Origin of the sequence: Salinicola peritrichatus (assembly GCF_003206715.1) — a bacterium.
In the GTDB taxonomy this organism is placed as follows: domain Bacteria; phylum Pseudomonadota; class Gammaproteobacteria; order Pseudomonadales; family Halomonadaceae; genus Salinicola; species Salinicola peritrichatus.
The window spans coordinates 1-20,625 of record NZ_PZJU01000034.1 but is presented as its reverse complement, the minus strand read 5'-3'; the positions used below and the strand labels follow the sequence as shown (position 1 = coordinate 20,625).

General features: G+C 62.6%; 19 protein-coding genes. 7 read left to right on the top strand and 12 right to left on the bottom strand.

Features of this window, described 5'->3' with window-relative positions; all coding sequences use genetic code 11:
- Positions 1-8: 8 nt before the first annotated feature.
- On the bottom strand, positions 9-1,295 hold the full coding sequence (locus DOM57_RS13565) for a 2-hydroxycarboxylate transporter family protein (RefSeq protein ID WP_110649738.1): 1,287 nt from the start codon (positions 1,293-1,295) through the stop codon (positions 9-11).
- 560 nt (positions 1,296-1,855) lie between these two features.
- Between DOM57_RS13565 and DOM57_RS13560 the strand changes: the two genes are divergently transcribed.
- From DOM57_RS13560 to DOM57_RS13550, 3 genes are read left to right on the top strand one after another with little or no spacing between them, the layout of a single operon-like run.
- Positions 1,856-2,227, top strand: coding sequence for a MarR family winged helix-turn-helix transcriptional regulator (locus tag DOM57_RS13560; RefSeq protein ID WP_204352973.1), 372 nt, complete (start codon positions 1,856-1,858; stop codon positions 2,225-2,227).
- Positions 2,220-3,371 (top strand): HlyD family secretion protein, encoded by a 1,152-nt coding sequence (locus DOM57_RS13555; protein WP_162619540.1) that lies wholly within the window; start codon positions 2,220-2,222, stop codon positions 3,369-3,371. Before DOM57_RS13560 ends, DOM57_RS13555 begins: the two co-directional genes overlap by 8 nt.
- Entirely contained in the window at positions 3,358-4,926 is a 1,569-nt protein-coding gene (locus DOM57_RS13550; protein WP_110649735.1) for a DHA2 family efflux MFS transporter permease subunit, read from the top strand. Before DOM57_RS13555 ends, DOM57_RS13550 begins: the two co-directional genes overlap by 14 nt.
- A gap of 56 nt (positions 4,927-4,982) precedes the next feature.
- Here the strand turns inward: DOM57_RS13550 and DOM57_RS13545 are convergent, their stop codons facing one another.
- Together DOM57_RS13545 and DOM57_RS13540 are read right to left on the bottom strand one after the other, a co-directional pair.
- Positions 4,983-6,398 carry an amidase gene (locus tag DOM57_RS13545; RefSeq protein ID WP_110649734.1) on the bottom strand — a complete coding sequence of 472 codons (1,416 nt, stop codon included), beginning with the start codon at positions 6,396-6,398 and terminating at the stop codon, positions 4,983-4,985.
- Between the two features lie 2 nt (positions 6,399-6,400).
- A complete protein-coding gene (locus DOM57_RS13540) occupies positions 6,401-7,675 on the bottom strand; it encodes a Zn-dependent hydrolase (protein ID WP_110649733.1) in 1,275 nt (424 codons plus the stop codon).
- Positions 7,676-8,144: 469 nt separating this feature from the next.
- On the opposite strand from DOM57_RS13540, the gene DOM57_RS13535 reads away from it, so the two are divergent.
- Both DOM57_RS13535 and DOM57_RS13530 read left to right on the top strand, forming a co-directional pair.
- Positions 8,145-8,576: a YkvA family protein gene (locus DOM57_RS13535; protein ID WP_110649732.1), complete on the top strand. Its 432-nt coding sequence runs from the start codon at positions 8,145-8,147 to the stop codon at positions 8,574-8,576.
- Positions 8,577-8,824: 248 nt separating this feature from the next.
- Positions 8,825-10,048 (top strand): uracil-xanthine permease family protein, encoded by a 1,224-nt coding sequence (locus DOM57_RS13530; protein ID WP_239496226.1) that lies wholly within the window; start codon positions 8,825-8,827, stop codon positions 10,046-10,048.
- Between the two features lie 24 nt (positions 10,049-10,072).
- Here the strand turns inward: DOM57_RS13530 and DOM57_RS13525 are convergent, their stop codons facing one another.
- Positions 10,073-10,723: a hypothetical protein gene (locus DOM57_RS13525; protein WP_110649730.1), complete on the bottom strand. Its 651-nt coding sequence runs from the start codon at positions 10,721-10,723 to the stop codon at positions 10,073-10,075.
- A gap of 151 nt (positions 10,724-10,874) precedes the next feature.
- On the opposite strand from DOM57_RS13525, the gene DOM57_RS13520 reads away from it, so the two are divergent.
- On the top strand, positions 10,875-11,447 hold the full coding sequence (locus DOM57_RS13520) for a gamma-glutamylcyclotransferase (RefSeq protein WP_110649729.1): 573 nt from the start codon (positions 10,875-10,877) through the stop codon (positions 11,445-11,447).
- Here the strand turns inward: DOM57_RS13520 and ku (DOM57_RS13515) are convergent.
- From ku (DOM57_RS13515) to DOM57_RS21825, 7 genes are all read right to left on the bottom strand, one after another.
- On the bottom strand, positions 11,441-12,508 hold the full coding sequence (gene ku / locus DOM57_RS13515; protein WP_110649728.1) for a non-homologous end joining protein Ku: 1,068 nt from the start codon (positions 12,506-12,508) through the stop codon (positions 11,441-11,443). The two genes, DOM57_RS13520 and ku (DOM57_RS13515), sit on opposite strands and share 7 nt — an antisense overlap.
- Complete coding sequence (gene ku / locus DOM57_RS13510) at positions 12,501-13,277, bottom strand: non-homologous end joining protein Ku (protein ID WP_110649727.1); 777 nt, start codon at positions 13,275-13,277, stop codon at positions 12,501-12,503. Before ku (DOM57_RS13510) ends, ku (DOM57_RS13515) begins: the two co-directional genes overlap by 8 nt.
- Before the next feature lie 2 nt (positions 13,278-13,279).
- Positions 13,280-15,877: a DNA ligase D gene (gene ligD, locus DOM57_RS13505; RefSeq protein WP_110649726.1), complete on the bottom strand. Its 2,598-nt coding sequence runs from the start codon at positions 15,875-15,877 to the stop codon at positions 13,280-13,282.
- Positions 15,878-15,981: 104 nt separating this feature from the next.
- Positions 15,982-16,914: a DUF808 domain-containing protein gene (locus DOM57_RS13500; RefSeq protein ID WP_110649725.1), complete on the bottom strand. Its 933-nt coding sequence runs from the start codon at positions 16,912-16,914 to the stop codon at positions 15,982-15,984.
- A gap of 39 nt (positions 16,915-16,953) precedes the next feature.
- Positions 16,954-17,280, bottom strand: a complete 327-nt coding sequence (locus DOM57_RS13495) for a thioredoxin family protein (protein WP_110649724.1) — start codon at positions 17,278-17,280, stop codon at positions 16,954-16,956.
- Positions 17,281-17,353: 73 nt separating this feature from the next.
- Entirely contained in the window at positions 17,354-17,890 is a 537-nt protein-coding gene (locus tag DOM57_RS13490; RefSeq protein ID WP_110649723.1) for a gamma carbonic anhydrase family protein, read from the bottom strand.
- A 119-nt stretch (positions 17,891-18,009) separates the two neighbouring features.
- Positions 18,010-18,186, bottom strand: a complete 177-nt coding sequence (locus DOM57_RS21825) for a hypothetical protein (RefSeq protein ID WP_162619539.1) — start codon at positions 18,184-18,186, stop codon at positions 18,010-18,012.
- Positions 18,187-18,484: 298 nt separating this feature from the next.
- Here DOM57_RS21825 and mqo point away from each other — a divergent pair, with 298 nt between their 5' ends.
- Positions 18,485-20,089 (top strand): malate dehydrogenase (quinone), encoded by a 1,605-nt coding sequence (gene mqo / locus DOM57_RS13485; RefSeq protein ID WP_110649722.1) that lies wholly within the window; start codon positions 18,485-18,487, stop codon positions 20,087-20,089.
- Positions 20,090-20,309: 220 nt separating this feature from the next.
- Here the strand turns inward: mqo and DOM57_RS13475 are convergent.
- The coding region (locus DOM57_RS13475; protein ID WP_110649720.1) for a Spy/CpxP family protein refolding chaperone at positions 20,310-20,625 on the bottom strand (316 nt) is incomplete at its 5' end.

Below are 20,625 nucleotides of genomic sequence, written 5' to 3'. Positions count from 1 at the left end.
AAAACGATTTAAAATAGGAGGAAACCAGCGATCAATAGAATCAACGCTCCACCCAACCGCGACGATATCTGCGCAAAAGGCATCAGTTCCATGCGATTGGCTGCCGATAGTACGGCGACGTCTCCCGTCCCGCCCATGTTGGCCATGCACAATCCTGCCGTGATTGCAGCCTCGATGGGATAAAAACCCACCAGCTTTCCGGCTATTCCGGCTCCCAGCGCGGCGCCCGCAACGACCCCGAAAATGATCAGGATATAACTCAGGCTCAGCGTCCCCAGGACGGCGCCAATATCCGTATAGACGATGCCGATTCCGGTCAAAATGACGATCACGAAATTACGGATACAAAACTCATACCACTGTTTCGCACCATCAACGACGGATTGTGGAACGATGTTGCTGACCTTGATGAGTGCGACAGACAGAATCATCAGCGCATAAGGATGGATCGGAATGAAGATATGAAGAATATAACCCAGTGCGAGAAACCCGCAGGAAAGCACCAATCCAGCGCCCATTTTTCCTACATCCAGCGGCGCCCGCTTATCCTCTTCGTATTCGAAATTCTTCAATACCTTCCCGTTCCCCGACAGACTCGGGAAACGATTGCCGATCATATTCAGTACGCTACCCATGATCAGCGCGAAAACATTACCCAACGCCAACGCGGGTACCAGAATGGAGATGTAATAGGCGGGATCGTGTCCCAGGGCGGAGGCATACATCTGTGACATCGGCACGGCTCCGGCACCCATGCCACCGCCCATGATCGGTAGCGCGATGACCATGACCGCCTCGCGTAAGTCAAAGCCCACGATGGCCGCCACGATAACGGCGAGCAAGGCCGAACCGGCAACCGCCGCCAGCAACGGAATGATATAGCGTACGCCTGCGTAGACGAGAACCTTGGAATTGATGCCGAGAATGCTTCCGGTTATCAGGCCAGCAATGACGAAATTGAGAAACCCACCACCAACCATGAAATCGTTAACGACATCCAGGGTCTTCTGAGGGATCAAGTGAAAATAGACCATGATGGCGGGCACGAAAATAGCCACGATGGCACCGCCACCGAAGAACGAACGAATGATGGGGGTTCGATCACCAACCCAACCCAGAATAGCGCCCAACGATATCAAGAATATCAGACTGCCTACGATTCCACCGGGCATGGTCCCCGTATAGACAGAAGTCGTAGTCACCAAAAACAGCAAAAAGAACCAAACTAGCGGCATGCTGAATAGCGTTAAATCGCTCTTTTTCTCGTCCTGAACGAGCGCAGCTTCCGTCGCCATAGCGCCCTCCTCATCTCAAAGGACAACCCATTGGGAATGCATCCATATACCTCGTCTAAAGGCCGTAAAATAGCCGGCACAGTAGTACTGAATACGAGTATATGGAACCGTTTCCATATCAAGCTAGATGAGAACGCATTTGGAGATCAACCGTTAATTCATACCCACCGTTTACGTCAGTGACATTCGAGATTATCCAACCATACCGCATCGCCTGACCCACAGCCCTTTAAGACTTGTAAAACAGATACATAGGGTTTCCCTGCAGTGGCAGCCGCAAAGCCCCCCATTATCGGATGTTACGACCAATGTCTAAGCGGTGATCCATCCACGCAAGGCTGCCTTGCCGCACCCGGCGGGGTTGGAAAGGTCAACGAGACGGGAGCGTACAATTGATGGCTTGCCATTAGTTGTTATATAAACAATTACTAAGCTACCGATATCGATTGTACGCAACATAGGTCTACGCGATGACTTCCGACGATGCTCCCCTTCGCAGTGGATTTGGCCCGCTGGTAGCGCGAACCGCGCGCCAGTGGCGGCGCTGCGTGGATCGGCGCTTGCAACCATTTGGTTTGACCCAGGCGACCTGGCTACCGCTGCTGCAGTTGGCTCGGGCACCAGCTCCCATGCCCCAGAAGGATCTGGCCAGATCACTCGCACTGGATGATTCCTCGATCGTTCGCCTGCTGGACACGCTGCAACGCGAAGGGCTGGTCGATCGTCGCGAAGGACAGGACCGACGGGTCAAGGTGTTGCATCTGACCCCTTCAGGGAAAACAACGGTGGCCAGTGTCGAAGCGGTTTCTCAGGCAGTGCGCAAGCGTGTGCTCGCAGGATTAAGCGACGAGGACATTGGCGCCGCCCAGCGGGTGCTCGAGCGGATCCTCGATGAATTGGCAAAGCTGGAACGGGAGGATGAGGATGGATGACGACCGTTCCGCGCAAGAGACTGTCCTTTCCCCCCGCTCGCGTTTTTACCATCCGCGCCAGCTGACACGACGCCATGCCATCGCCTTGGCGCTCGCGGTGATCGTGCTGATATCGCTCTGCCTTTATGGCTGGCACTGGATGCAATGGCGCCAGGGACACGTCGAGGAAAACGATGCGCGTATCGAGGGCGAGATGGTCACCATTGCCAGCCGGGTCGACGGTTGGCTGATGAGCAGGCCGGTAATGGAAGGCGACCGTGTCGAGAAGGGCGAAACCCTGGCAAGTCTCGACATGCGCGCCACCCGCCTGCAACTGGCCGCCCTGGAGGCAAGCATTGCCGCCGCCGATGCCCAGATCCAGCAATACATGACCCAGCGCGAGACGACGCGTAAAACCAACCAGGCCGGCGTCGACGATGCACGGGCTCAAGTCGATGCCGCCGAAGCGGTCGTGGCAAGCGCGCAGCACCAGGTGACTCTGGCGCAAGCGGATTTCGACCGTATCGATGCATTGCTCAAGTCCCGCTCGATCAGCCGACAGGCCTGGGATAACGCGCACAGCACACTATTGCAGCACCAGGACGAATTGCGCGAGGCGCAGGCTCAGTTGGTCTCCCGGCGTGCCGACCTTGCCGATGCCGCCGCTCAATTCGGACAGATAGATGTGCTGACGCGACAGATCGACGTTCAACGCCAACAGCGTAAGTCGCTCGTGGCCCAGGCGGATCAATTGCGTCAGGAACTCGAGGACCGGGTCTTGAAGTCGCCGGTGAACGGCGTGGTCGACAAGACCATGGCCGACGCCGGTGACTACGTCCAGACCGGTCAGTGGGTCATGATGATTCACAATCCCGACGAGGTGTGGGTCGAAGCCAATATCAAGGAAACCGAGATCGGCGACGTCGAGGTCGGCCAGCCCGTGCGCATCAGCGTCGATGCCTATCCCGATTTCGATCTGCGCGGCAAGGTATTGCGAGTCGGTAATGCCGCAACCAACCAGTTCGCTCTGCTGCCGAGTCCGAATCCTTCGGGAAATTTCACCAAGGTGACCCAACGTGTGCCGGTACGGATAGCCTTGGATCGGCATGACGCACGTCTCAAACCAGGGCTGATGGTCGAGGTATCCATCGATGTCGCCGATTGAGGCGCTTTCGGCGCGCTATGGGCCGGCCTACAAATGGCTGGCCACCGCCACGGTGATGCTCGGGACCATTTCCACCACGGCAACGGCAACGATCGTCAACGTGGCGATGACCGACATCATGGGCGCTTTCGGCCTGGGCCAGGACCAGGTGCAGTGGCTATCGACCGGCTTTCTCGCCGCAATGACCGCGACGATGCTGTTGACGGCCTGGGCGCTGGATCGACTGGGGTATCGTGCCGCATTCATCGCCGCCCTGGTGCTATTCATTCTTGGCTGCCTGCTGGGGGCGGCGAGTAGCAATGGCGGCGAGGTGATCCTTGCCCGCGTGATGCAGGGAAGCGCAGCGGGACTGATCCAGCCATTGGCGATGGTAGTCATTTCGCAGGTCTTTCCCATCGAGCAGCGCGGCACGGCGATGGGTATCTACGGGGTGGGAATCGTGCTAGCTCCGGCATTGGGGCCCACCCTTGGCGGAATCATGGTCGACCAATACAGCTGGCGTGATGTGTTCCTGGTCGTAGTGCCGGTGTGCATCGCGGGGATCGTCGCGGCGTGCTTCTTCCTCCCGAGACACGATCAAACCGCCGGGCACGATCGACGCTTCGATCTCATCGGCTTCTGTCTTTTGGTCGTCGCATTGACCACCGTGCTGTCAGGACTTTCCAACGGTCAGCGAGACGGCTGGAGCTCCAATACGATCCTGGCGCTGTTCGCCGCGGCTTTGCTCGCCACGGCGGGGTTCGTGATCTGGGAACTGACCACGGCGCATCCCCTGCTCAGCTTACGGGTGTTCGCCAATAGACGCTTTACCGCCGCCTGCCTGGTCGCGTTCGCGCTAGGCGCCGGTATCTATGGCTCGACCTACATCGTGCCGCTGTTCGTGCAAACCGTGCAGGGCTATACGCCGACCCGGTCGGGACTGCTGTTGATGCCGGCCGGGTTCGTCCTGGCCATCGTTTTTCCCATCGCCGGGCAACTCAGCGATCGTCTACCCGCCCATATGCCGGTCGTTGCCGGACTGGCAATCTTCGGTTGCTCATGCTGGTTATCCCGAAGCGTCGACGTCGACACGCCTTTCTGGACATTAGCGACGTGGGTATTGTTCGGGCGCGTGGGACTCGGACTGATGCTGCCCGCGCTGAATGCCGGCGCCTTGCGTGCACTGCCGCATGATCAGTTGGCGCAGGGGTCCGGCAGTCTCAACTTCGTGCGACAGTTGGGCGGCGCCTTCGGTGTCAACCTGCTGTCGGTACTGGTTGAACAGCGTACGGTTTTCCATGGCGATGCCTTGGCACAGGCATTGACCCCGGAAAATCCCGCCGGAATCGAGGCGATCAACCGCCTGACATTACTGCTTTCGCATTGGGGCAACCCCTTTGGCGATCGGTTTTCCGGCGGAACACCACCGGGCGCCATGGCCTACCTGGAATCGGTACTCCTGCCGAAAGCACGCCTGCTGGCCTATCAGGACGGTTTCTATATCGTCGCCATTGTGTTCTTCATCGCCATCGTTCCAGCCTGGTTCATGCGTCAAGGCAGGCGACAAGGCGGCTGAACGAGCATGCAAGGATGCGTCGAGGCAACCAGCCGCCGAGGTAGATGGGCTGGAAATCAGGCACCCATCGGCGGCACCAGTCTCGGCAGTTGCGTTTCGAGCAGGCGCGCCACCGCCATCACCCGGTCGTCGCGATAGCGTGGGCCGACAAGTTGCAGTCCTACCGGCAATCCCTGGTCATCGAGACCGCAGGGCAGTGAGGCGGCCGGCTGCTGGGTGAGGTTGAAGGGATAGCTGAACGGGGTCCAGTCGACCCAGTCGACATAGTTGCTGCCCGGCGGTACGTCATGCCCGGCGGTGAACGGTGCCAGCGGCAGCGTCGGCGTCACCAGCAGATCGAACTCGCGGTGGAATTCGGCCATGTGTGCCGTGAGCGCCGCCCGCTGTTCGCGAGCGACGAGATAGTCGGTAAGCGAGAGCGTCTTGCCGTGCTCGGCGATCGCCCTGAGGCCGGGATCGAGCGCCTCGCGCTGTGCTGCGTCGAGGCCATCCAGCAAGCGCGAGGCGCCCGCGTGCCAGAGCGTATCGAAGGTCGCCTTGGGCGAGGCGAAGCCGGGATCGGTCTCGATCACCTCGGCCCCCAGCGATTTTAGCCGTTCGACCGCGGCATCCACCGCGCGCAGAATCTCCGGCGCCACCGAGACGTAGCCCAGGTCGCGGCTGTAGGCGATACGCATGCCCTGAAGATCGGCCGGCGGCTCGGCCAACCAGTCCAGCGGACAGGCCGGGCCGGCATAGCCATCGCGCGGATCGGGATGGGCAATCACCGAGAGCATCAACGCGCTGTCACCCGCGCTGCGGGTCATCGGTCCCAGATGCGACAGCGTGGTCATGGCGCTGGCCGGCCATTGGGGCACCCAGCCGAAGGTGGGCTTGAGTCCGAAGGTGCCGGTGAAACTGCAGGGAATGCGAACCGAACCGCCGGCATCGCTGCCCTGATGCAGCAGGCCGAGATTGAGCGCGGACGCTGCCGCAGCGCCACCGGAAGAGCCGCCGGCGGTCAGCTCGGGATTCCAGGGGTTGCGGGTGATACCGTAAAGCGGGTTGTCAGTGACGCCTTTCCAGCCGAATTCCGGCGTCGTGGTCTTGCCCAGCAGCACCGCGCCGGCGGCACGCAGATGGGCGGTGAACGGGGCATCGATCTCCCAGGGGCCGCCCGCCGGCGTCGTGGTCGAGCCCTTGCGGGTCGGCATGCCGGCGGTCAGGGTCAGATCCTTGATCGTCGCGGGAACACCGTCGAGTGGCCCCATCGGCTCGCCGCGCCGCCAGCGCGCCTCGGAAGCCCGCGCGGCGGCCAGCGCGCCTTCGGTATCGACATGGCAGAAGGCGTTGACGGCCGGATTGTGACGCTCAATCCGCGCCAGGCAATCCCGGGTCAGCGCCAGCGGGGAGAGTTCCCCGCGCGCGAACAGCGTCAGTGCCTCGACCGCACTCAAGTCGGCCAATCCGGTGCTGGAGATCGACTCGGACATGCTCAGACTCCCTCGACTGCGCGGCCGGCCAATTCCAGGGTGGCGTGCAGCAGTACGTTGGCGCCGGCGGCAACGTCTTCGGGGCTGGCGTACTCGGCCTCGTTGTGGCTGATGCCCTTCTCGCAGGGGATGAAGATCATCGCCGTCGGCGCGACATCGCTGACGAATACCGCATCGTGTCCGGCGCCGCTGACGATGTCGCGATGGGCATAACCGCCCGCCTCGGCGCCCCGACGCACGGCGGCGATGCAGGCGGGATGGAAGTGCTGCGGCGGATAGTCGGCAGTCGGCGTGACGGCGATCTCCAGTCCGGCCTCGTCGGCGATCGTGTCGAGCGTGCTGCGGAATTCGCTCATCATGGCCGCCAGCACCTCGCCATCGCTGTGGCGGAAGTCGACGCTGAGCGTCACCTGGCCGGGAATCACGTTGCGTGAGTCGGGCGAGACCTGGAACGCACCGACGGTGCCACGGCCATCGGGCTGGTGCGCCAGGGCGATGCGCTCGACCGCTTCGACCACCCGGATGGCGCCGAGCAATGCGTCGCGGCGCAGATGCATCGGCGTCGATCCGGAATGCGCAGCCATCCCCGTGACGGTCACGTCGAACCACTTGAGCCCCAGCGCGCCGGTAACCACACCGATGGTGTCGCCGGTATCCTCGAGAATCGGCCCCTGCTCGATATGCGCTTCGAGATAGCCGGCGAAGCGGGCCGGCCGGCTGGCATCGTCGCCGACATAGCCGATCGCCGCCAGCGCCTCGCCGGCGGTGACGCCATCGGCGTCGGTGCGCGCCAACGCGTCTTCCAGCGTCAATTGGCCGGCGAACACGCCGGAGCCCATCATGCAGGGCGCGAAGCGGCAGCCCTCCTCGTTGGTCCAGGAGACCAGTTCGATCGGCCGCTCGGTCTCGATGCCGTGGGCGTTCAGGGTACGGATCACCTCTAGTGCCGCCAGCACCCCGAAACAGCCGTCGTACTTGCCGCCGGTGGGCTGGGTATCGATATGGCTGCCGATGACGATCGGATCGGCATTCGGATTGCGCCCGGGGCGACGGGCAAAGATGTTGCCGATGGCATCGAAGCGCACCGTCAGCCCTTCCGCCTCGCACCAACGGGTCAACAGTTCACGGCCCTGGCGGTCGAGGTCGGTCAGCGCCTGGCGATTGCAGCCGCCCTTGGACGTGCCGCCGATGGTGGCCAGTTCCATCAGTGTCTGCCATAGCCGCTCGCCGTCGATGGCGGGCAAAGGCTGGAGCATCTCGGTAGTTACCATTGTCATTCCTTATCCTTGTTATCCCTGATGCACTGTCTAGGACCTGTTCACCCTATGCGCCGCGAGCCGCGTTGCTGCGTCAAATGCGTTCAGGCAAGGCGCGGGACGCCGATAAGGGTGGTTTCCTTATCCAGTCACGCAACGAAGCCTGGGCGTATTTGACGCGCAACCCGAAGGGACGGGCCGGTTTTTCCGCGAGGCGTTGTTACGAGCCAAGCGCTTGGAACCACCAAAACCCGAGGCTCGCGCCTAGCCTCACGAAAAAACCGGCTCCGTCGTGGCCGCGTGAATAGTATGAACAGGCCCTAGTAAAATCGTTACGCCGCTTCGCCACAAGCGACAAAGCAGGCGTCCGAGTGGCGCCGCCGATGTACTGACGCGGGAACCGGGCCAACGGCGTTGTGCCGCTCCAGCCGCGCTAGCTAGACTGTGCATGAGAAGTCAGAACGACTGCCCGCCACGACGGAGCCACACGATGTCACCGCTTTCTCGCTCCCCCGACGATCTGCCCCACGACGACGCCATTCATCTGCCGAACGATGATGTCGACACGAAGGATGTGAACACCCACCGCAGCGCCTATAGCGAAGAGCGTTTCTGGCGCAAGCTGACCCGTTTCGGTAAGCGCGCCGGGCGCGAAGTCGCGCTCAAGGCGCTGCAGCTCTATTACGTGCTCAAGCGGCCCGACGTACCGATCTGGGCCAAATCGACCATCGTCGGCGCGCTGGGCTATTTCGTCTCGCCGTTGGATGCGATTCCCGACTTCATCGCCGGCGTCGGCTATACCGATGACGCCAGCGTGCTGGCGGCCGCGCTGGTGGCGGTCTCGATCTATATCGATGAGGACGTCAAACGCCGGGCCGACGAGGCGTTGTCCCGCTGGTGGCCAAAACCGGAGGCAGACTAAGTCCTCCAGGACTTGGGTATTTTTTTGTACACAAAAAGCTTTTACAGTAACCGACATCCTAGAGACAAGAATAATGCCACCCGGAGTCGTCCATGAGTCAGGAAGCCGTTGCAGATAAATCCAATTCCTCAACAAAATCAGATGTCAATACGCATTCACCAGCGCCGGATTCCGCGCGACTTCGTGATGTCGATTACTTTCCGCCGCTGCGAAAAGCCATTCCACTTGGTATACAACATGTCTTGGCGATGTTCGTCAGCAATGCCGCCGTGCCCCTGATCATCGCTGGTGCCGCCGGCCTCTCCGGCAGTGATACGGTGTTCCTGGTGCAGATGGCGATGTTCGTCGCCGGTATCGCCACGCTGGTGCAAACGCTGGGCATCGGCCCGCTGGGGGCGCGCCTGCCGATCGTCATGGGCACCAGCTTCGGTTTCGTGCCGGTCATGATTCCGATCGCCGCCAGCCAGGGATTGCCGGCGGTCTTTGGCGGCGCCCTGATCGGCGGGCTGGCGATGGCGGTCGTGGGCCTTTTCTACAAGCGCCTGAGCGTGTTCTTCCCGCCCGTGGTTTCGGGCACCTTCGTGCTGCTGATCGGCATCCTGCTGTTGCCGGTGGGTTTCGCCTACGTCGGCGGTGGCGTCGGTGCCGCTGATTTCGGCGCGCCGCATCATCTGCTGCTGGCCGCGCTGGTGTTCGTGGTCACGGTCGCGTTTCATCAGTTCTGCCGCGGATTTCTGTCGGAAGCCGCCGTGCTGATCGGCATCCTCGTCGGCTGCGTGGCGGCGGCGCCGTTCGGTCTGCTCGACTTTTCCAAGGTCGGCGAGGCGAGCTGGTTCCAGTTGCCGCTGCCGCTGCAGATGGGCCTCAGCTTCGACCCGGCGGCGATTCTGGCCATCGCGCTGATGGCGGTGGTGACCTGCGCCGAGTCGATCGGCGATATTTCCGGCACCGCGATCGGCGGCGCCGAACGCGAGGCGACCAAGCGCGAACTCTCCGGCGGCGTGATGGCCGACGGTCTCTCCAGCAGCTTCGCCGCGCTATTCGGCGCCTTCCCGCAGATCAGCTTCAGCCAGAACGTCGGGCTGGTCGCGCTGACCGGCGTCGCCAGCCGTTTCGTGGTCGCCATTGGCGGCGGCTTCCTGGTGCTGGCGGGGCTGATTCCCAAGCTCGGTGCGGTGGTGTCGGCGATCCCCGCCGCGGTGCTGGGCGGCGCGGTGATCATCATGTTCGGCATGATCGCCAGCGCGGGGGTGAAGATGCTTTCCCATGCCGCGTTCAACAAGCGCAACATGCTGATCGTCGGCGTCTCGCTGGCCGTGGCCATCGGCCTGCCGGCCCAGAACGGGCTCTACGCGGGCGCGCCCGGGCAGATCGGCGTGCTGCTGGAATCCGGCCTGATCCCCGGCGCGCTGGTATCGATCGTGCTCAATCTAATCCTGCCCCGGGAGGCCGCCGAAGCGGCCGCCGATTGAACTCGAAACTGGCGATAACGGCCGTCACTGACGGGCGGCGGCAAGCACATCCTGGCTATCCTTGGCGAGCTTGCAGCGTACCAGCGCCGCCATCAGTCGAGGATAGTCCTCACGCGACACCTTTTGAGCCAGTCTGCCGGCATCCGCCTTGAGCCCGAGCTTTTCCGCCGAGGCGAGGGCCGCCTTGTCGGCATAGGGATAACACTCGTCCCATACCAGCTGGACCTCGCGTAGAAAGATATCGGCGCCGGTGCCGCCGATGCCCTTGAACGCTTTGAGTCGCTTGCGCAGCGTCTTGGGATCGCCGTTCGCCGCGTCTCGAAGCTTGCGCAGGTCGCCGCCGTATTCGTCGAGCAATCGCGTGTTCATCTCTTCGAGCTGGCTGGCGGTCTTCTCGTCGACCCGGGCATAGCCGGATTCGTTGAGCACCCGGGCACGGGTTTCCCAATCGCTCGCCTCGAGTTTCTTCGCTGTCGTCCAACCCGCCTTCACCATCGCTTTGGCGCCGCGCATGGCCAGATCTGCGCCCACCGGCGCACTGGTCAGCAACGCGTAGCAGAGCAACCGAAACAGCGGCGAAGGGGTGTTCTTGCGCAGGTCGACGCCGAGTTCGCTGGCGAAAGTCTTGCCGTGACGCTCCAGCAGCGTTTCGACAATCCGTTTCTGGCTGGCCATGATGTCTCCCAAGCTTGCCTTGGCATTGCCTTTTCACAGTGGCAGATCAGGGCATTTCGTCAAACACCGGTGACTTGTGAACGCCTCGGCCACACCGCATATTGTCGGGGCTGCTGACAAACTGGCGTTCTTCTGCACGGCTTCTAACGACATGTCTTTCGATACCACCGCTCACAATCGTCTGATGAACCACTTCGACAATCACGAGTCGGTATGGCTGTTCGGCTACGGCTCGCTGATCTGGAAGGCCGACTTCGACTATTTGGAACGCCGTCCGGCCTCGATTCGCGGCTGGACGCGACGTTTCTGGCAGGGCTCGCACGATCATCGCGGCACGCTCGAGGCCCCGGGCCGTGTCGTCACGCTGGTTCGCGATCCCGATGCGGTCTGCCACGGCATGGCCTACCGCATTGCGCCCAGCGTCTTCGAGCCCCTGGACGTGCGGGAGAAGAATGGCTATCTGCGCGTCGTCACCGACATGACCTTCGACGACGGCAGCCGGGCCGAGGGCGTGGTCTATCTGGCCCGGAAGGACAACGCCGCCTGGCTCGGGCCGGCCCCGGAAGCCGAGATCGCACGCCAGATCGCCGTTTCCCACGGTCCCAGCGGTCCCAATCGCGACTATCTGCTCAACCTGGCCGCGGCGCTGCGCGAGCTGGAATTCGACGATCCCCATGTCTTTTCGCTGGAGCGCGAACTGCTGGCGATGGAAGCGATCTACTGACGCGACTGGATCGCTTCGACCAACTCGGCCTTGCTCAGGCGGCTGCGGCCGGGGATATCGAGCGCCTGGGCGCGTTCGTAGAGCGCGTCCCGCGAGAGTTGCGACAGTTCCGCTTGCGACGCTTTCGGCGATTTCGATGACCGGCTCGACGATTGCCGTCGGCGCGACGAACCGTTACGGGCCGCTTTTTTCTGGCTGCGGTTGTCTCGGCTGCGATCGTCCGAAGGCTCCACACGTCCACGCTTCAGGCTGCGCTTCAATACCTGCATCAGGTCGATGACTTCAGCACTGTCCTGGTCTTCGTCGTTTGCTGCTTCCCTGTCGTCCTGGCTTGCGGGAATCACGTCCTCGTGACGCCGCCGCTTCTGGCGCACGCGCTTTTTCAGCGCCGTCATGTGCGGGTCGATCAGTTCGTCCGGATCGAGCGTCTTGGCGTTCAGGCGTTCCATCGCCTGACGTAGCTGGCGCTCGCGCTGGCTCGGCGGTTCCTCCGGCTCTTCCAACCCGACCGACTCCGGCGAACGCAGTTCGTCATGAAAGCGCAGCGCCTCGGCGCGCAGGATGCCGCCTTCGGCGAGTATCGCCACCAGCGCTTCCCGCCCGCGCATCACCAGCGTCGCGATGCCCGCCCGACCGGCCCGCTCCATTGCCTCGGCCAGCAGACGGTAGGGTTTGAGCGCTCCTTTGTCCGGCACCAGGAAGTACGCGCGTCGAAAATAGAACGGATCGAGTTCGTCGATCGCCACGAACCGGCTCAGCTCGATCTCGCGGCGATGCTCGAGCGCGGCGTCCTCGATCTCCTGCTCCTCGACGACCACATAGCGGTCGTCGGCGACCTCGATGCCGCGAACCACTTCGCGCGGCTTGAGCGGCTTGCGCCCGTGCTCGCTGAAGAAGCGTCGCGAGAGCGGGGTGCCGTCTTCGTCCACTTCACGCAACGAGAGCTCCCGCGAGTGCTGCGCGGGGTAGAGCCCGACGGGCAGATTGACCAGACCGAAGGCGATGGTGCCGGACCAGAACGGGCGGGGTCCGCGAAAACCGCGTTCCTCGTGTTTAGGCACGTCGACGCTCCCGGGCCAGGCTGGCCTTGAGCGAAGCGGCAAGATCGTCCGAAGGCGCCTGACGACGGCGACGCTTGACCTTGACCCGCTTGCCTCGGCGCTTGGCTTCCACCAGCGATTCCAGACGTTGCCGATACTCGTCCTGATAGGTCTCGGGCTCGAAGTCGGCGGCGTACATATTGACCAGTTCGGTGGCCATATTCACTTCTCCGGCATTGAGCTTGCCCCCGCCCGGCGGCTCCAGCGCAGCGGCATCGACGACTTCGTCGAGATGGCGCAAGGCGATCAGGACGGGATGCCCGTCGCGGTCGCGCAGCGCGCCGACATAAGCCTTGTGACGCATCACCCAGTGCACGAGGCCTTCTCTTCCACTGTCGGCGAGCGCCGCCGCCAGCGCGTCGAAGGCCTCATCGTCACCGTCCGGCCCCAGGAAATAGGGGCGTTGGTACCACTGCGGATCGATCGTTCCGGCGGGGAGGAAGTGCATCACTTGGATGTCACGGGAAGGCGGCGGCGCCAACTCGGCCAGTTCCTCCTCGTCGAACAGGATCTTGTCGCGATTGTCGGCCACCACGGCCTTGTGTCGATCTTCCCGGGGCACGCTCTTTCCCGTCTGCGGGTTGATCATCTGCTGATGCACCGGACGATGCCGGCGTCGATCGAGCAGTCGAAAATGCACGTTGCGATCGGAAACCGCCGCGTAGAGTTTGACCGGAACCCGCTCTTCGGCGATGTGGATCACGCCTTTCCAGATTGCCCGTGCCGCCATGTTTAGATCTCCATTCCGGCATCGCGGCAGCGCTTCTTGGTCAGCGCCTGGCGTGCTTGATCGAAGCCCTCCCACGGGTCGCGCCTGAGCGAGGCGAGACGCCGCGGCAGGTTGTCCAGCGTATAGCGGTCGGCGGTGAGCGATGCCCCCAGGTCCTCCCAGCGAACGGGCGTGGCGACCGTGGCGCCGGGTTTGGCCCGCACCGTGTACGAGGCCACCGCCGTGGCGCCGCGGCCGTTGCGCAGGTAGTCGAGAAAGACCTTGCCGCGACGCGCCTGCTTGGACATGTTGAGCGTCAGTCCCTGAGGGTTCTTCTCGGCGCAACGCTCGCAGACCGCCTCGGCGAAGGCCTTGGCGGTGTCCCAGTCCGCACGGGGTTTGATCGGAACCACCAGATGCAGGCCCTTGCCGCCGGTGGTGCGCAGGAAGGCCCGCAGACCGAGCGCTTCGAGCGACTCGCGCAGTTGGCGCGCCACGTCGATCACGGCCTTCCACTTGCACTCCGGCGCGGGATCGAGATCGAAGACCAGCTGATCGGGACGCTCGAGATCGTCGATGCGGCTGTTCCAGACGTGGAACTCGATCGTCCCGAGCTGGACCAGCGCGACCAGATCGACGGCGTCGCGGACATAGAGATAGTCGTGCGTGCCCGACTTCTCCCGGATCGGGACGCTGGGCAGGTTGCCGGGCGTGGTGTCGCTCGGATGCTTCTGCACGAAGCAGTCGCCGCCGATACCGCTGGGACAGCGCAGCAACGTCAACGGGCGCTCGGCCAGCCCCGGCAGAATCCACTCGGCATGCTCGGCGTAGAACTCCGCCAGGCGCTGCTTGGTGATCTTGGCATCCTCGAACAGCACTCGATCCGGGTGGGTCAGGGTGACGCCGGCAACCTGGCTCCCGCCCTGGGACGCCGATTTTTGCGAAGACTTGTCACCGGGCTTGCCATTGGAAACGGACATGGAGACCCCCGTGGCCTGTTGCTGACTCAAGTGGATGTCGCGCGGATCGCGATCCTCGCGCAGCCCGCGATAGCGGGGATGGCGCAGACGACCGTCATTGGTCCATTCGCTGAAGTTGACGTCGATCACCCAGCGCGGCGTGACCCAGTGGGTGGCGCCGAGATCGGGAATGTCGCGTTCGACGAAGGGCGAGGTCTTGCGCGTCGTTCGCGCGAGCGACCGCTGCCATTGATCGAGCTGGGCATGGGAGAAACCGGCGCCGACGCGGCCGCAATAGCGAAACTTGCCGTCGTCGTCATAGGCGCCGATCAACAGCGAGCCGAAACCGGAGCGCGAGCCTTGCGGGTCGGTATAGCCGCCGACGACGAACTCGGCCTGGCGTTCGGTCTTCGCCTTGACCCAATCGCGATTGCGTCGTCCACGGTAGGGGGAATCGATACGCTTGGAAATCACGCCCTCGAGCCCGCTTCGGCTCGCCTGCTCGAAAAACGCCCTCCCCTGGCCTTCGATGTGATCGGTATAGCGCAGCCTGGTGCCGTTCGGTAGCGCCAAGGCCTCGAACAGCTTCGCCAGCACTGCCTTGCGCTCGCCCAGCGCCACCTCGTGCAAGTCGAAACCGTCGAGGTAGAGCAGGTCGAATACCTGGTAGATCAACGAACCGGTGCGCTCCTCGCTCAAGGCGCGTTGCAGGCGCCGAAAATCGCTGATGCCGTCGCGCCTGAGCGCCACCACTTCGCCGTCGAACAGCGCCTTCTCTACCGGCAGCGCCTCCAGCGCGGCCGCGATCTCGGGGAATCGATCGCGCCAGTCGTGTCCGTTACGGGTAAGCAGACGCACCTTGCCGCGATCGAGCCCCGCCAGGATGCGATAACCGTCGAACTTGATCTCGTGATACCAGGCATCGCCGGTTGGCGTCTCATCGACCAGCGTCGCCAGGTGCGCGGCGGGATTGGTGGGAAAGCGGCCCTGACGCGCGCCCTCGATCCGCTCGAGGCCGGCAATCCCGACGCTGGCGCCCGTTCGGGGCGACGCCTTGCGCTTCGACGTCCTACTGGTCGAGGAACGCTTGGTGTCCTCCGAGGAACGCTTGCCGCCCGCTGCCGCCTCGGCGATCTGCGCCATGCTCCGATCCGAGTCGACGCTGACGTCGTCCAGGCGCTTGGGAACTCGGGCCTCGCCCTCGTCGTGCCGCTTGATCAACAGCCACTGTTTGCCGTCGCGTTCGCGCCCCTGCATGCGCTTGAGCGTCCACGCGCCCTTGAGCTTGTCGCCGTCGAGTTCGAGATCGATCTGGCCGGCGTCGTGCTTGCCGGTAACACGCCACTCGCCCCGATCCCAGATCATCACCGTGCCGGCACCGTAGCCCTCGGGGATGACACCCTCGAAATCGCCGTAGTCGAGCGGGTGATCCTCGACCTGAACGGCCAGATGCTTCTCCCCCGGTTCGAGGCTGGGGCCCTTGGGCAGCGCCCAACTGCGGAACACGCCGCCCTCCTCCAGGCGCAGGTCGTAGTGCAACCGGCTGGCGTCATGCTTGTGGATCACGAAACGCGAGGTCTTGCCACGCCTGCCACGGCGACCACGCGGTTCGGGCGTGCGCGAGAAGTCCCGCTTGCGGCGGTAGGTTTCGAGGTCAGCCATCCGTTGCCTCCTTCGCCTGAAACACTTTTCAGCGTAGACGAATGGCAACGGACGACACGCGTACCGGGGTTAACGAAGAGCGATTCAGCGTCGACGGAAGTTTTTCAGCGGGCCATGCCGGCACGCAGTTTCTTGATCAACGCGACAACGCCGAGCACGATCGCGCCGGCCAAGATGCCAAAGCCGAGATTGAGCAGCATTGGCGTCAGCGGCTGGACGATCACGCCGATCCCGGGAATGTCTTCCGGCATTTCGGCCAGGTCTTCGATAGCGTGATGAAGGAAGGGAATACCATGGGTGAGAATGCCGCCGCCGACCAGGAACATGGCGATGGTGCCGACGATGGAAAGCAGCTTCATCAAGTAGGGTGCCGCCCATAGAATGCCACGTCCGATCGCCTGCGCAGCGCCCGAGTTGCGCTCGTTGAGATAGCAGCCGAGATCGTCGAGCTTGACGATGGCCGCGACCAGACCATAGACCGCCGCCGTGATGGCCACGGCGATGATCGCCAGCACTACCACCTGCTGGGTGAACGCGGCGGCGGCCACCGAACCGAGCGTGATCGCGATGATCTCCGCCGACAGGATGAAATCGGTGCGTACCGCGCCCTGGATCTTCTCCTTCTCGAACGCCAGCCGCTCCTCCTTGGAGTCCATCCGTGCGGCCTTGCGCACCTCCTCCTTATGCTGCTCGCCGTCGGCGTGCAGGAACTTGTGGGCGAGCTTCTCCGCCCCTTCGTAGCAGAGAAAGGCGCCGCCGATCATGAGTAATGGCGTGATCAGCCAGGGCGCGACAACGCTGATCAGCAATGCCGCCGGCACCAGAATCAGCTTGTTGCGCAGCGACCCCTTGGCCACGGCCCAGACGATCGGCAGTTCGCGACTGGCACGCACGCCGGTGACCTGCTGGGCATTGAGCGCCAGATCGTCGCCGAGCACGCCGGCAGTCTTCTTGGCGGCGACCTTGGTCATCAACGAGACGTCGTCGAGCAGGGTGGCGATATCGTCGAGTAGCGTGAGTAGGCTTCCTGCTGCCACGGAGACTCTCCTGTCCGGGAAAAGGCGCAGCGTAACCGATTACTCGGCCGTTATGATTTGTGCCAGCGCTTCGCGTATCGTTTCCGCGGACTCGGGCCTCACGCGCCGGGCCATCTCTTCGCCATCACGCAAAAAGATCAATGTCGGCCATAACTTGACGCCAAACGAACGCCCCAGCGGGCGTCCCTTGCCATCCTCGATCTTGTAGTGGGCAAGCGTTTCGTGCCCTTCGAAGGCCTGGGCGATGAGCGGCTGCGCGCCCTGGCACCAGGGGCACCAGGGCGCGCCGAATTCGACCACGACAGGGCCGCGCATCGCGCGCAGCTCGTCACGGCCGGGTTCATCGGTGGTGTAGTCGTGATTCATTTCTGGCTCCCCGGGACGATGCTGCTCCCAGTGTAGACGCAAACTCGTTCGCCCTACGGAAGCCATGGAGGGATCAATCGATATCGATGCCTTTCAATCCTTCACAGAATTGCTGCCAGCGCTCGACGTAATGTGCCGCCGAAGCCTTGAGCCCTTCCACGGCCTTGTCATCGAGCGTGCGCACGGCCTTGGCCGGGGCGCCGACGATCAACGAGTTATCGGGGAACTCCTTGCCTTCGGTCACCAGGGCATTGGCGCCAACCAGGCAGTTGTTGCCGATTCGGGCGCCGTTCAACACCGTCGCGCCCATACCGATCAAGGTGTTGTCGCCCAGAGTGCAGCCATGCAGGATGGCGTGGTGACCGATGGTGCAGCCACGCCCGACACGCAGCACGAAGCCGGGATCGGTATGCAGCATGCAGCCTTCCTGGATGTTGCTGCCGTCACCGACGATGATCCGTTCGTTGTCGCCCCGGATCACCACGTTGAACCAGATACCGACATCGCGCCCCAATTCGACCTGGCCGATGACATGGGCGCCAGGGGCGATCCAGTAGCGATCGCCCTCCGGCAGGCTAGGAGTGAGATCTTGGTAGGCGTAGACGGGCATGGACGGATCTCCGCAGTCATGGAAAACATTTCCATCCTCACCCGCGTCGGAGCCTGCGACCAGCCGACTTTAGCCAAATGAGATTTCGACCGGGCAGGCGCAGGTAATTTTCGTACGGCCTAAGCCGACTCGCTGTCCTGCTTCTCCTCTTCTCCCGCAACCGAGGAGGCGACATCGGCGCTGCTGTAGGAACTCTGGTGCTGGCTAGCCTCGCTCTCCGGTGCCATGGAAAACGGCAACACGGCGGAGACGACGATAGCGGCCAACATGGAAAACAGCTTGTTGAGCGCTTTCATAACTACTCCTTGGGCAAATGACATGCCTGCGGCGTTTTGCCGCAACACATACTTAGCATGCTAAAAGAAATTGCTGGCGTCAAGGGTCCAGTAGTCGAATCCGTCTATCGCCGTGCGACGCCTGAATCACATGCCGAATCGTGGTTCGAGGTTTACGTTCGCCGCCCGAAGAAAGCCATTCGCAACATGTTCTTGTCAGGTTTATGACGCTCAAGCATGGCACTAGCAGTGCGACGTCATTAAACTATGTGCGTATTCGCGTTCGCGCCTGTCCGTATCCATCAGACAGAGAACCTTCATGAAATTGCGTCATGGCATTACGCTCTGCTCCCTGCCTGCTACCCAGACAGGAGCGGAATCCGGCGACACCCAAAGCGTCGACGTGGTTCTCATCGGGGCCGGCACCATGAGTGCCACCTTGGGAACCCTGCTGCAGACTCTGCAACCGGAATGGACGATTCATCTCTACGAGCGCCTGGACAAGGCCGCCGAGGAGAGTTCCAACGTCTGGAACAACGCCGGCACCGGTCACTCGGCCTTCGCCGAAATGAACTACACCACATCTCGACCGGACGGTAGCGTCGATATCCAGCGCGCCATCGGCATCACCGAACAGTTCGAGGTTTCGCGCCAGTTCTGGGCCAGCCAGGTCCGCGAGGGCGTCCTCTCCAATCCCCGGTCGTTCATCAACACCGTGCCGCATCTGAGCTTCGTCTGGGGGCAGGAGCGGGTCGCATATCTGCGGGCGCGCTTCGAAGCGATGCACGGCAATCCGCTCTACGCCGGGATGGAATATTCCGACGACCCCGCCAAGATCGCGGAGTGGATCCCGTTGGTGATGACCGGCCGCGACCAGCAGGACCCGGTGGCGGCAACCCGCATGGCGATCGGCACCGAAGTCAACTTTGGCGAGATCACCCGCCAGATGATGAATTCATTGTCGCGCCACGACAATTTCCACCTCTCGGTCAACACCCAGGTACGCGACCTCAAGCGCAACCCGGATGGCACCTGGAAGGTCACCGTCGCCGACACCCATGGCGGCGGCAACGAACGCAGCGTCAACGCGCGCTTCGTGTTCATCGGTGCCGGTGGTGCCGCGCTGCCACTACTGCAGAAGTCCGGTATCCCCGAAGCCAGGCAATACGGTGGTTTCCCTGTTGGCGGACAGTTCCTCTACACCACCAACCCGGACGTGGTCGCCAAGCACGACGCCAAGGTCTATGGCATGGCACCGGCCGGCTCTCCACCAATGTCGGTGCCGCATATCGACAAGCGCATCCTCGACGGTACGCCGGCAATCATGTTCGGTCCCTTCGCGACCTTCTCGAGCAAGTTTCTCAAGAACGGTTCCTGGACCGACCTGATGCGTTCGATCACGCCCAACAATCTGTGGCCGATGACCAAGGTGGGTCTCAACAACATGGATCTGGTGCGTTACTTGATCAGTCAGCTTCGCATGTCCGAAAGCGGCCAGTTCAAGGAACTCCAAAACTACTACCCCGAAGCCAGGCGTGAGGACTGGAAGCTGTGGACCGCCGGCCAGCGCGTGCAGACGATCAAGGACATCGAGGGCAAGGGCGGTACGCTGCAGTTCGGCACCGAGCTGGTCAGCGGCGCGGAAGGCACGATCGCCGCCCTGCTGGGCGCCTCGCCAGGCGCATCGACGGCGCCCTCGATCATGCTCAAACTGCTGGAAAGGGTCTTCCCCGAACAGGTCGCCAGCGAGCAATGGCAGGCCAAGCTGAAAGCGATGATTCCCTCCTACGGCAAGGCACTGGCCGAGAACCCGCAGCTTCTGTATGACGTCCGCGCCATGTCCCGCGAGCTGCTGGAACTTACCGAGCCGGACCTGACCACGACGCCAGCGTCACACTCCGAGCCGGAAACCAGCGGCAGCTAACCTATCCCGGGGATGTTCGATAACACGAAGGGCGGCCAGAATGCCGCCCTTCGTATACATCGAAACCGTTGCGGCCACCCTCACGCCCGAGCCCCGACGTCTTGTAGACTCCGAATGGTGCGGTCGGTGTCGCCACTCTGGCACTGGCCGCGCTACTGCTATCGAGCAGACGGGAACGGGCAGGATGAGGGGGGCGCGTACCTGCGCCGATGCTACACATCTACTGGCCTTGAGATTCTCCCTGATGTTGGGAGGTTCCTTGGCCCAGCACGTCTGCGGCTTGTTTGCGCGCTTCCAGCATGTTCTGAATCATCTTCTGGCGTAGCGAAAATAACTGACCGTATTCATCGCTGATCGCTTTGGGCTCGGTAGTGGGATCCATATAGAGGGACTGTAGCTCTCCCCGATGCGCGACCATCTGTTGCATCAATGGCGTCTGCTGCTTGATCAACTGCTGTTGGATGGTGCGTAGTCGGCTGCGTTGTTGATCACTCAGGTTATAACCTTGGGCATCCCAACCATAGCCGCCCATCATG

Coding starts and splice junctions, on each gene's coding strand:
- DOM57_RS13565 (WP_110649738.1), bottom strand. CDS start 1,295: ATGGCGACGGAAGCTGCGCTCGTTCAGGACGAGAAAAAGAGCGATTTA.
- DOM57_RS13555 (WP_162619540.1), top strand. CDS start 2,220: ATGGATGACGACCGTTCCGCGCAAGAGACTGTCCTTTCCCCCCGCTCG.
- DOM57_RS13550 (WP_110649735.1), top strand. CDS start 3,358: ATGTCGCCGATTGAGGCGCTTTCGGCGCGCTATGGGCCGGCCTACAAA.
- DOM57_RS13545 (WP_110649734.1), bottom strand. CDS start 6,398: ATGTCCGAGTCGATCTCCAGCACCGGATTGGCCGACTTGAGTGCGGTC.
- DOM57_RS13540 (WP_110649733.1), bottom strand. CDS start 7,675: ATGACAATGGTAACTACCGAGATGCTCCAGCCTTTGCCCGCCATCGAC.
- DOM57_RS13535 (WP_110649732.1), top strand. CDS start 8,145: ATGTCACCGCTTTCTCGCTCCCCCGACGATCTGCCCCACGACGACGCC.
- DOM57_RS13530 (WP_239496226.1), top strand. CDS start 8,825: ATGTTCGTCAGCAATGCCGCCGTGCCCCTGATCATCGCTGGTGCCGCC.
- DOM57_RS13525 (WP_110649730.1), bottom strand. CDS start 10,723: ATGGCCAGCCAGAAACGGATTGTCGAAACGCTGCTGGAGCGTCACGGC.
- DOM57_RS13520 (WP_110649729.1), top strand. CDS start 10,875: ATGTCTTTCGATACCACCGCTCACAATCGTCTGATGAACCACTTCGAC.
- ku (WP_110649727.1), bottom strand. CDS start 13,277: ATGGCGGCACGGGCAATCTGGAAAGGCGTGATCCACATCGCCGAAGAG.
- ligD (WP_110649726.1), bottom strand. CDS start 15,877: ATGGCTGACCTCGAAACCTACCGCCGCAAGCGGGACTTCTCGCGCACG.
- DOM57_RS13495 (WP_110649724.1), bottom strand. CDS start 17,280: ATGAATCACGACTACACCACCGATGAACCCGGCCGTGACGAGCTGCGC.
- DOM57_RS13490 (WP_110649723.1), bottom strand. CDS start 17,890: ATGCCCGTCTACGCCTACCAAGATCTCACTCCTAGCCTGCCGGAGGGC.
- DOM57_RS21825 (WP_162619539.1), bottom strand. CDS start 18,186: ATGAAAGCGCTCAACAAGCTGTTTTCCATGTTGGCCGCTATCGTCGTC.
- mqo (WP_110649722.1), top strand. CDS start 18,485: ATGAAATTGCGTCATGGCATTACGCTCTGCTCCCTGCCTGCTACCCAG.